At 31.1% G+C, this 10923-nt stretch carries 12 protein-coding genes; 8 read left to right on the top strand and 4 right to left on the bottom strand.

Annotated elements, in window-relative coordinates; genetic code table 11:
• The first annotated feature begins 17 nt into the window (after nucleotides 1-17).
• On the top strand, nucleotides 18-1637 hold the full coding sequence (locus AC5SLY_RS04210) for an electron transfer flavoprotein-ubiquinone oxidoreductase (RefSeq protein ID WP_494598610.1): 1620 nt from the start codon (nucleotides 18-20) through the stop codon (nucleotides 1635-1637).
• On the opposite strand, the gene AC5SLY_RS04205 is transcribed toward AC5SLY_RS04210, so the two are convergent.
• Nucleotides 1638-1856 carry a hypothetical protein gene (locus tag AC5SLY_RS04205; protein WP_494587151.1) on the bottom strand — a complete coding sequence of 73 codons (219 nt, stop codon included), beginning with the start codon at nucleotides 1854-1856 and terminating at the stop codon, nucleotides 1638-1640. It lies immediately after the preceding gene.
• A gap of 104 nt (nucleotides 1857-1960) precedes the next feature.
• Between AC5SLY_RS04205 and AC5SLY_RS04200 the strand changes: the two genes are divergently transcribed.
• Nucleotides 1961-2932, top strand: coding sequence for a hypothetical protein (locus tag AC5SLY_RS04200; RefSeq protein ID WP_494598609.1), 972 nt, complete (start codon nucleotides 1961-1963; stop codon nucleotides 2930-2932).
• Nucleotides 2933-2937: 5 nt separating this feature from the next.
• Here AC5SLY_RS04200 and AC5SLY_RS04195 read toward each other — a convergent pair whose 3' ends face one another.
• Both AC5SLY_RS04195 and hisI read right to left on the bottom strand, forming a co-directional pair.
• Complete coding sequence (locus tag AC5SLY_RS04195) at nucleotides 2938-3312, bottom strand: DUF2237 family protein (RefSeq protein ID WP_018414286.1); 375 nt, start codon at nucleotides 3310-3312, stop codon at nucleotides 2938-2940.
• A complete protein-coding gene (gene hisI, locus AC5SLY_RS04190; protein ID WP_041185798.1) occupies nucleotides 3313-3780 on the bottom strand; it encodes a phosphoribosyl-AMP cyclohydrolase in 468 nt (155 codons plus the stop codon).
• Nucleotides 3781-3857: 77 nt separating this feature from the next.
• Here hisI and folE point away from each other — a divergent pair, with 77 nt between their 5' ends.
• Genes folE through AC5SLY_RS04175 form a run of 3 tightly spaced genes read left to right on the top strand, consistent with a single transcriptional unit; the run spans nucleotide 3858 to nucleotide 6378 of the window.
• Nucleotides 3858-4466: a GTP cyclohydrolase I FolE gene (gene folE / locus AC5SLY_RS04185; RefSeq protein WP_006996650.1), complete on the top strand. Its 609-nt coding sequence runs from the start codon at nucleotides 3858-3860 to the stop codon at nucleotides 4464-4466.
• 20 nt (nucleotides 4467-4486) lie between these two features.
• A complete protein-coding gene (locus tag AC5SLY_RS04180; RefSeq protein ID WP_018414283.1) occupies nucleotides 4487-5488 on the top strand; it encodes an oxidoreductase in 1002 nt (333 codons plus the stop codon).
• Nucleotides 5488-6378, top strand: coding sequence for a LysR family transcriptional regulator (locus tag AC5SLY_RS04175; RefSeq protein ID WP_011282246.1), 891 nt, complete (start codon nucleotides 5488-5490; stop codon nucleotides 6376-6378). Before AC5SLY_RS04180 ends, AC5SLY_RS04175 begins: the two co-directional genes overlap by 1 nt.
• Here the strand turns inward: AC5SLY_RS04175 and AC5SLY_RS04170 are convergent, their stop codons facing one another.
• Nucleotides 6379-7812 carry a helix-turn-helix domain-containing protein gene (locus tag AC5SLY_RS04170; RefSeq protein WP_006996653.1) on the bottom strand — a complete coding sequence of 478 codons (1434 nt, stop codon included), beginning with the start codon at nucleotides 7810-7812 and terminating at the stop codon, nucleotides 6379-6381.
• A gap of 111 nt (nucleotides 7813-7923) precedes the next feature.
• Here AC5SLY_RS04170 and AC5SLY_RS04165 point away from each other — a divergent pair, with 111 nt between their 5' ends.
• The 3 genes from AC5SLY_RS04165 to AC5SLY_RS04155 all read left to right on the top strand — a co-directional run bounded on the left by AC5SLY_RS04165 (nucleotide 7924) and on the right by AC5SLY_RS04155 (nucleotide 10862).
• A complete protein-coding gene (locus tag AC5SLY_RS04165) occupies nucleotides 7924-8085 on the top strand; it encodes a hypothetical protein (protein WP_006996654.1) in 162 nt (53 codons plus the stop codon).
• Nucleotides 8086-8130: 45 nt separating this feature from the next.
• On the top strand, nucleotides 8131-9405 hold the full coding sequence (gene aceA / locus AC5SLY_RS04160; RefSeq protein WP_494598608.1) for an isocitrate lyase: 1275 nt from the start codon (nucleotides 8131-8133) through the stop codon (nucleotides 9403-9405).
• Nucleotides 9406-9842: 437 nt separating this feature from the next.
• Nucleotides 9843-10862 carry a Fe(3+) ABC transporter substrate-binding protein gene (locus AC5SLY_RS04155; RefSeq protein WP_011282242.1) on the top strand — a complete coding sequence of 340 codons (1020 nt, stop codon included), beginning with the start codon at nucleotides 9843-9845 and terminating at the stop codon, nucleotides 10860-10862.
• Nucleotides 10863-10923: the final 61 nt, after the last annotated feature.

The raw sequence follows: 10923 nt of genomic DNA, 5'->3' as shown, positions 1-10923 counted from the left end.
ATATAAAAAATTACCATATGCCTAGAGAAGCAATGGAGTATGACGTGGTAATTGTTGGTGGTGGCCCATCAGGACTATCGACTGCTATTAAACTCAAACAATTAGATCCAGAATTAAATATTTGCCTACTAGAAAAAGCATCCGAAATAGGAGCTCATATTTTAAGTGGCAATGTTTTTGAAACTAGAGCATTAGATGAGTTATTACCAAACTGGAAAGAACTTAATTCACCTATAAAAACTAAGGTTTCTAAAGAAAAATTCTTATTTTTAGGAAAATCTAAATCATTAAGCTGGCCAACATGGCTGCTTCCATCAGTTCAACAAAATCATAATAATTACATAATTAGTTTAGCAAATCTATGCAGATGGCTAGCAGAACAAGCAGAAGCTTTAGGTGTTGAAATATTTCCAGGTTTTCCCGCAAGTGAAATTTTATACAATGAAGATGGATCTGTTAAGGGAGTTGCAACTCAAGACATGGGAGTTGATAAAAATGGAAATAAAAAAGATGGCTTTGAACCAGGCATAGAACTATTAGGAAAAGTTACTGTGTTTGCAGAAGGATGTAGAGGGCATCTTGGAAAACAATTAATAGAAAAATATAATTTATCAGAAGGTAAAGATCCTCAACAATATGGAATAGGTTTTAAAGAAATCTGGGAAATCAGTGAAAAAAATCATGAAGAGGGAATGGTCATGCATACTGCAGGTTGGCCACTTGATAACAATACTTATGGTGGTAGCTTTATGTATCATGCAGAAAATAAACAAGTTTTTTTAGGATATGTAATTGGTCTTGATTATAAAAACCCACATCTTTCACCGTTTGATGAATTTCAAAGATTTAAAACTCACCCTGCAATTAAAAAGATAATTGAAGGTGGAAAACGTATTTCATATGGAGCAAGGGCTTTAATTGAAGGTGGACTTCAGAGTTTACCAAAAATGTTTATGCCTGGAGCTTTATTAATTGGTTGTGATGCGGGAACTTTGAATATGCCTAAGATTAAAGGATCACATACTGCAATGAAAAGTGGAATGATTGCTGCAGAAACAATAAACGAACATTTAAAAGAAAATAAAGATTTATCAATTTATGAGAATAAATTTAAAAAAAGTTGGATTTATGAGGAGCTCCACCAAGCTCGAAATGTTAAACCAAGTTTTAGCTGGGGTTTAATTCTTGGAATAATATTTACAGGAATTGATCAAATATTATTTAGAGGAAAATTACCTTTTACCTTAAGACATAAGCATGCTGACCATGAAACATTAAAACCAGCAAATGAAATGCCAAAAATTGATTACCCTAAACCAGATAATGTGATTACATTTGATAAAACAAGTTCTGTTTATTTAACAGGAACCAATCACACTGATAATCAACCTGTACACTTACAATTAAAAGATCCGAACTTACCGATAAATTATACTTTAGAAAAATTTGATGAACCTGCTCAAAGATATTGCCCCGCAGGCGTTTATGAAGTTCAAAATGAAAATGGTGTAAATAAATTTGTTATAAATTCTCAAAATTGTATTCATTGCAAAACTTGTGATATTAAAGAACCTTCTCAAAATATTACTTGGGTAACACCCGAAGGAAGTGGTGGGCCTAAATATGGAAATATGTAGTTAAAAGGATAAGATAATACCGGCAACAATAATTAAGCAAGACGTTAATCCAACAAAAACTAGGTTTGTTAGATTTTCTTTTTCTTTTTCTTTTCTAGCTCTATTTAAAAGAATATTAATATCTACTCTTCCAGATGATGAAACTTCCTCACTCTTTTCAGGGGTTGCTAAAGGAGGAAGATCATTTAACTCTGTAGAACTTATTTTTTCAGCACTCATGCAGATAATAAACCATCAAAATACAAACGACACAAATCACTAGATGTTCATTTTGGGTTGACTCTTGCTTAAATCATGTCCATTTTGGGTGGAAATATAATTTTATGAAGAAATTATTACCCGAAGTATCAAAGCAAATCCACAGTGAGGATATACTAGAAGTAATTGAGAAAAACTTTGTTTCGATAATGCCTGATTGGATACCACTACAATTAGCTTGGGTTAATAATGTTTACAGAACTTTTCATGATTATGAAAAATTTATGATCATTATGCATTTATTAATGAACACATTTGAAGCTTATTCAAAGAATTTTGTGAAGTTAAATTATGAGGAGTATTTTGATCAAAATGAGGTTGAAATAGAAACAATAAATGTAATAGAGATATCCAAATCACTTAATATACCAAAAGAAACTACTAGAAGAAAAATTAATGAATTAGAAGAAATCGGTGTAATAAAAAGAGTAAATAGAAAGATTATAATTGATAGAAACACTTGGCCAAGCATTAAACCTGAAGAAACAATAAAAAGAATGACGAGATTTTTATCAACTCTTTCAAATATATGTGTTGAAGAAGGGATAATATCAGAACCATTCAGCAGAGAACGTTTAACAGAAACAAGCAAGGAATATTTTTCATTTGTTTGGAAACTTTATTATGAAATGCAAATGCCTATGTTATTAGGATTTAAAAAAGTTTATGGCGATCTAGAATCCTTTCATGTTCATGGCATTTGTTTAGTCAATCACGCTTTGCACTCAAAAAAAAATAATAATAGTGAAATGAATAAAGAATTTTACTTAGAAAAGTACTTCTTTGCTGAGCAAAAGTATGAAGTAGGTGTTAACGCAATGTCTATCTCAGATATTACGGGTATCCCAAGAGCTACAGTTATTAGAAAATTAAATGTATTATTAAAACAAAAATTTTTAACAATAGATAGTAAAAAACATTATTCTATAACAGGAGTTTACCAAAAAAAAATATTAGACGTACAAAAAAACACCCTAAACAACTTATCTAAATTTTCTGCACGTATTTATAATTTAAGTTTAATGAAAGATAATTAAATTAATTAAGATAAATCAATAGCATTTTTCTTTAAAACCTCCATTGAAACAAGCTTTAAAGTTTTTTCATGTGTTCTTTTTAAATAAACAGGGCATGGTTTTCCAGCATCAGCAGCTCTTGCATACCAACTAGCACATACACACCAACCATCTCCAGCTTTTAGACCTGGAAACCCAAATTCAGGATGAGGAGTTATTAAATCATTCCCAGCTTCTTTACACCACTCTAAAAATTCTGTTGTAACTTTTGCACAAACCGTATGAACGCCGTGATCATTTTCATCTGTACTACAACAGCCATCTCTATACCACCCTGTTAAAGGATCGTTAGAGCATTCTTCTAGATCCTCACCTAGAACATTTTTTTGATTGTCACTCATTTAAATTTTTGTAGGATTAGGTTGGCCTTTGTAGACAACCTCTGGATCAAATGATTTTTCTTTTTCTTCAAATTTCATTTCAATTTCTCTACCATTTTCAATTGGGCCGAGTGGAATTGATCTATAGAAACACGATCTATAACCAACATGACAGCTTGAACCATCTCCAATATCAACCGTTAACCAAATAGAGTCTTGATCATCATCAATTCTAATTTCAGTTACTTTTTGAGTAAAGCCACTAGTTTTGCCTTTGTGCCAAATTTGCTGTCTAGATCTACTAAAATAATGAGCTTCTTTAGTCTCAATGGTTTTTTTAAAAGCTTCAACATTCATGTAACCATGCATCAAAACATCTTTAGTTTTTGAACACATTGTAATAACTGGAATTAATCCATCATTATCAAATTTTGGTGAAAGGAGTTTGCCCTCCTCGATTTCAACTATATTTTCTCTTTTTTTAAACATAATTAGGTAATTATGTAGCATATTGTTAGATATATTAAATATTTTAAAAACAATGATTTACTGTATAAAGTTGCCTTATGAAATTAGTCGAAGACACAGATAGCAAGATTTTAGATACCAAAAAAGTTTCTGACAAAGAAGCTGAAGAGGCTTTTAAAACTATTTTAACTTGGATGGGTGAAGACCCTAGTAGAGAAGGGTTATTAGAAACTCCCAAAAGAGTTGTTAAAGCATTTAAAGAATATTTTGGTGGATATACTGAAGATGCTGAAAAAATTTTAGAGAAAACCTTTGGTGATGTTGAAGGTTATGACGACATGGTTGTTGAAAAAAATATTTCAGTATCAAGTCATTGTGAGCATCATATGGCACCAATAGTTGGTACAGCACATGTTGCTTATATTCCAAATGAAAGAGTTGTAGGTTTAAGTAAACTTGCAAGAGTAGTAGAAGTTTTTTCAAAAAGATTACAGACACAAGAAAGATTAACAATGCAGGTTGCTCAAGCTTTAATGAATTCATTAGATGCAAAAGGAGTTGCTGTTACAATTGATGCAGCACACCAATGTATGACAATGAGAGGCATTAAAAAAGAAAATGCAACAACAGTTACAAATTATTTCTTAGGAGAATTTAAAAAAGATTTAAGTATTCAGAATAGATATTTAAGATTTATTAGTAAGTAACCTTCCTAAGGGAGAAAAGCATGTCGGATAATTTTAAAGCACTAGTTCTTAATCAAGAAGGTGAAAATTTTACACGAGAAGTAAAATCAATAGATAAATCATTTTTAAAACATGGTGATGTACTTGTTCAAGTAGATTATTCAGACTTAAACTATAAAGATGCACTTATTTTAAATAATGGGGCAAAATTAGTAAAAGAATTTCCACATATACCAGGTATTGATTTTGCAGGTACTGTTTTAGAAAGTGATAATTCAAAATTTGTAAAAGGAGATGAAGTGATCCTTACAGGTTGGAGAGTGGGTGAAATTTACTTTGGTGGTTATTCTCAGTTTGCTAAAGTTAATGGAGATTACTTAGTTAAAAAACCAAAAGATATCTCATCTAAACAAGCAATGATTTTAGGGACTGCTGGACTAACAGCATTATTATGTTCTTTTGCAATCAAAGCTAGAGAAGAACTTTTGTTAGGTGAAAAAGTAAAAGATGTTTTAGTTACTGGTGCATCCGGTGGTGTTGGAAGTATTGCAGTGATGATTTTAAATAAATTTGGTTATGATGTTACAGCTGTTACTGGAAAGGCAGAAAATGAAAAATATTTAAGATCATTAGGTGCAAAAAACATAATAAATAAAGCAGATTTAGATAAAGACGCTAGACCATTAGACAAAGGTTTATGGGACGGTGTTGTTGATACTGTTGGTGGAAAGATACTTGCTAATGCGCTTGCACAAACAAGAGACAATGGAATTGTTGCAGCCTGTGGAAACGCCTCTGATTATAAATTAAATACAACAGTTATGCCTTTTATTATTAGAGGTGTTAAACTTTGGGGAATTAACTCGGTTACAGCATCAATTAAAAGAAGGGAGTTTGTTTGGAATGAAGTTAAAAGTCTTATTGATTTTGAACAATTAGAAAAATCAATTAAAACTGTGAGTTTAGAAGATTTAATAGACATATATCCAAAAATGTTAAAAGGTGAGACATCTGGACGATATATTGTTGACCTTAATAAATAATGGATTGGGATAAATTAAAAATATTTCATGCAGTTGCAGAAGCGGGAAGCTTTACTAACGCAACAATAAACCTAAACTTAAGTCAGTCAGCAATTAGTAGACAAATTCAATCTTTAGAACAAGATCTTAAAGTACAACTCTTTGAAAGACACGCAAGAGGTCTTACATTAACTGAAAATGGTGAATATTTATTTAAAACAGCTCATGATGTAATTAGTAAATTAAAAGAGGTTGAATCAACCCTGGGAGATCAAAAAAATAAACCAACTGGTAAATTAACTATTACAACAGTTAGAAGTTTTGGTACCCACTGGTTAACACCTCGTATTCAAGAATTTATGACTTTAAACCCTGAAATAGAAATTGAATTAATTTTTGAAGATAGGGAATTAGACTTAAGTACGAGACAGGCAGATATAGGTATTTTCATGAGAAGACCTAAGCAGCTTAATTATATTCAAAAAAAATTAGTTGATCTAAAATATTATATTTATGGCTCTAATAAATATTTAGAAAAACATGGGATGCCTAAAACTATTTCAGACCTTAATAAACATAAATTCATTTCATTTGGAAAAGGAGCACCATCTCCTGTCTATGATCCAGATTGGGCTTTAAAACTTGGAATTAAAGATGGTAAAAAAAGAAAACCAGTAATGAAAGTTAATAGTGTTATGGGTTTACTTTTAGCAGTTGAAGCTGGTGTAGGTCTTGCAGCACTTCCAGAGTATTTAGTTTCAAATTCAAATAATATAATAAAAGTACTTCCTAGTTCGGAAGGACCTATAACAGAGGCTCACTTTGTCTATCCTCAATCACTTAAAAACACAGCAAGAATAACCGCTTTTAGGAACTTTTTGTTTAGTAAAATTGGTGATTGGAAGTCTTAATTAACTAGACTTATCATTAACATAAACTGAAACACCTCTAGAATTGATATCTACATCAAATTTTTTGTGTAAAGGTGGAAACGCTCTTTGTGGACAATCCAATCTATCACAAGTTCTGCAAGATACACCAATGGGAATTTCTGTAGTTTTATCACTTACATTAATGTTTTCAGTGTACACAAAATCTTTTGCATACTTTGCGTCACAACCTAGTCCAATTGATAAAATACTTTTTGATTGACCAAATCGTCCGACACCTTTTTCAACTGTTCTTGCAATACACACATATTTTTCACCATTAGTCATTTTACTAACTGCTGCTTGAATAACACCGGGTCTTGTGAAGGCTGAATAAACATTCCATCTAGGACATGCACCACCATATCTTGGTATATCAATTCCTGATAATGAAAATCTTTTTGAAATATTTCCAGCCATATCAACTCTTAACATGTGAAAAGGAATTCCAGGTAATTTTGGGTCTTGTAAACATGTTACACGGTGAGCAACTTGCTCAAAAGAAGTTGCAAATGTATTTTGTAAAAGTTCCAAGTCATATTTTAATTTTTTACATTCAGCATGAAAGGGCTTGTAAGGCATTAAAATTGCAGCACCACAATAATTCAATAATGCAACTTTAGTTAATTTTTTAGACTCATCTGATGGAAAAGAAAATTTTGATAAATAAATATCAATATCTTTCATTGCTCCTTCTTGAGCTATCTGAGCTGCTGCATGAAGTTTTTTTGTTTCTAGGGAACTATAATCACTTAACAAAAGTTCTTTTTTGCTCTTATTATAGATTTTAGAAAAAGGCTTTCCTTCTTCAGGTAAAATATCTTTTACTGTAATTGAATATTCTTTATTTAAATACTCACATAACGCAATATATCGAGTTCTATTATTTTTTTGAATTTTATCAAAAACTTTATTTGCAAATTCTTCTAATTTTGGAAAATAGTTTTTATGCTGTTGAAGAAAATCAGATATTACTTCGCCAGGAAAAGAGTTTTTTCTATTATCCACTATCTTACCTGAAATTTTTTCTATTTTATCAATTAGTTCGTGATCTTTCTTTTTAAGAATATCTCCTAATCTAACAAGGGCTCTACCGATCTTTGGGTTTGTGCCAACAAGGTCTTTAACTTCAGGACCAAGAATATCTAAGTCTTCAAATAATTTATCATCTAAAATTTCTGAAATTGTATTTTCTAAATTAATATCTGATTTTGAAGTTAAGTCTGAAAGTTGAATATTTAATTTTTCACAAACCTTAAGTAATAAATCTCCATCTATTTTTCTTTTTCCACTTTCAATTAAATTCAAATAGCTTGGAGAAATTCCTAGATCCTCTGAAAGTTTATTAGCTTGCAGTCCTAACTGCCTTCTAAAAGCTTTTATTTTTGGACCTATTTTAATATCTAATTGACTCATATAAGTTATTTGTAAATTTTGTAAATTTTAATTTACAATAAATTATGTTGTTTTACAAGGTTTTTAACGATTTTGTTGGAATTTGTAAATTTAGTAAATTATAAAGTTTACATGGACGATAAAATTAAAAATACTGAAAATGAAGCTCAAATCATAAGAGAAGAAGACATTTCTCAATATAATGCAAAAGGCATTTATATGAGAGATGATCACTGTGATTGGGGCTCAAGTGGAATGGATGCTTTAGTTGATCAAATCAACGACAGTAATTAATTCGTTCACTTAAAATATTTTCACAACATAACAGTAAAGGACTAAATGAGTGCTGAGAACATCTCATACGATTTAAAAAGATTTGCAGGAATTAAAAGAGATTATACCCCAGAAGAGGTTGAGAGATTAAGAGGTTCATTTAAAATTGAATACTCTATGTGTAAACACCAATCCAAAAAATTATGGGATTTGTTAAATTCAGAAAATTATATTAATACATTGGGATCTCTATCGGGAAACCATGCTATTCAACATGCAAAAGCTGGATTAAAAGCAATTTATTTAAGTGGATGGCAAGTAGCAGCTGATGCAAATACGGCTGGTGAAATGTATCCAGATCAATCCTTATATCCATATGATAGTGCGCCAAAATTAGTTGAGTCGATGAATAATGCATTAATTAGAGCAGATCAAATTCAGCATATGGAATTACAAGATGGTGAAATGAAATCAAAAGATAGAACAGATTATATGTTGCCTATTATTGCAGATGGTGAAGCAGGTTTTGGTGGTCCATTAAATGTTTTTGAATTAGCAAAAAAATTTATTAAAGCAGGTGCGGCTGGAGTTCACTTTGAAGATCAATTAGCTAGCGAAAAAAAATGTGGCCATATGGGTGGAAAAGTTTTAGTTCCAACTGGCACTATGATTAAAAACTTAAAAGCTGCAAGACTTGCAGCGGATATCGCAGATGTACCCTTAATAATTTTAGCAAGGACTGACGCTAATGCTGCAAAATTAATTACGAATGATTTTGATGAAAATGATAAACCATTTTTAACTGGTGAAAGATCACCAGAAGGTTTTTATTATGTTAAACACGGAATTGATCAAGCAATTTCCAGAGGTTTAGCATACGCGCCTTATTCAGATTTAATCTGGTGTGAAACTGCAACACCAAACTTAGAAGAGGCAAAAAAGTTTGCAGATGCAATTCATAAAAAGTTTCCTGGTAAATTATTAGCTTACAATTGCTCCCCCTCATTCAATTGGAAAAAGCATTTATCAGATGCTGAGATTGCAACATTTCAGCAAAAAATTAGTGAGATGGGATATAAATTCCAATTTATAACTCTTGCAGGATTTCATACTCAAAATATTGCAATTTTTGAACTTGCTGAAAAATATAAAACAGAAGGAATGACTGCTTATTCTAAAATCCAAGAGCTTGAGTTTGCTAGAGAAAAAGATGGCTATACAAGTGTTAAACACCAACGAGAAGTTGGAACATCTTATTTTGATGCAGTTTCAAATACCATAAGTAGTGGAAAAAGTTCTACAACTGCTATGGCAGGATCAACAGAATCTGAGCAGTTTTAATTAGTCTTTAATAACCTTTCTAAATATGATTATATATTTAGATGCTTATAAGTAGTATACTTTTAGTCATTCTTTATATTTCTCACAGATACATTGTTGCTTGGATTATCTACTACAATAAGACAGATGAACGTTTTGGTAATTCTGTATGGCGTTGGTCATATGACTATCAAGTAATTGGAGAAAGAGATGTTTCAGACCTTGATGATAAGCCATTTGTAAGAAAAAGAAGAGTTAGAAACCGGGCTGTTTCAATAATGTACTGCAATTTCTTTATAGGGTTTTATGCATTCATGTCTTTTCTAAGTAATTTGCTTATCCTGATATTAACTTAAATAATACCTTGTAAATTGCGTCAATAAATGCGATTGATAATCATTCGCAATGTTAATAATAAGCATTCTAAACTAATCAAGGGTAAAAAAATAAAGGAAAAAATGAAAAAAATTATACTTATTATATTAACCTTGAGTTTTTTTAAAAGCATGACTTTAGCTAATGAAGTTAATGTTTTTAGTGCAAGACATTACGATTCAGATATCCAGCTTTACAATAAATTTACATCTCAAACTGGAATTAAAGTGAATGTCATATCCGGCAAAGATAAATCTCTTCAAAAAAGAATTATAGAAGAAGGAAAAGATTCAAAAGCTGATCTTTATATTACAGCTGATGCTGGAAAGTTAGGACTTTTCGATTTAAAAGGGATGTTTCAAAACTCTATGTCGCCAGCAATTAAATCTGCAGTACCGGCAAACTTTAGATCTAAAAATTGGACAGGAATAGCTAAAAGAGCACGAATAATTTATTACTCTCCAGAGAGAGTAAGTGACAATGATCTTAATGGATTGACTTATGAAGGTCTTGCTGATCCTAAGTGGAAAGGTAGAATTGTTATAAGACAATCTAATAATATTTATAATCAATCTCTAGTAGCTTCATTAATAGATAATAATGGAAAAGAGAGAACTACTATTTGGGCAGAAAATTTGGTTAAGAATATGGCTAGAGACTCAAAGGGAAATGATAGAGCTCAGATTTTAGCTGTAGCAGCTGGCGAAGCTGATATTGCTGTTGCAAATACTTATTATTACGCACTTATGCTTTCTGGTAGTAAAGGTGCAGAGCAACAAGAGGCTGCAAAAAAAGTATTACCATTTTTCCCAAATCAGGGTGATAGAGGAACACATATGAATATTAGTGGAGGTGGAATATTAAAATATGCTCCAAATAAAGATAACGCAATTAAACTGTTAGAGTTTTTATTAACTAAAGATGCTCAACAACATATTGTTAATAATACGTATGAATATCCAATGATTGAAGGTGTTGAGCCTCATGGATTAATTACACAAATGGGGTTTAATTTTAAACAAGACCTTAAAACTAAAGTAGCTAATTACGGAAAAAATCAAGCTATCGCATTAGAGATAATGCTTAACGCGAAGTGGAAATAAAGAGGTTATAACACAGCGCGCTTTTAATATTAAGTTAATTACCCTGCTTGATGTTATTAGT

Source organism: Candidatus Pelagibacter sp. PS_23 (genome assembly GCF_059417905.1).
Note: the sequence above shows the minus strand (reverse complement) of the source record. Positions and strands in the feature narration are given on the sequence as shown.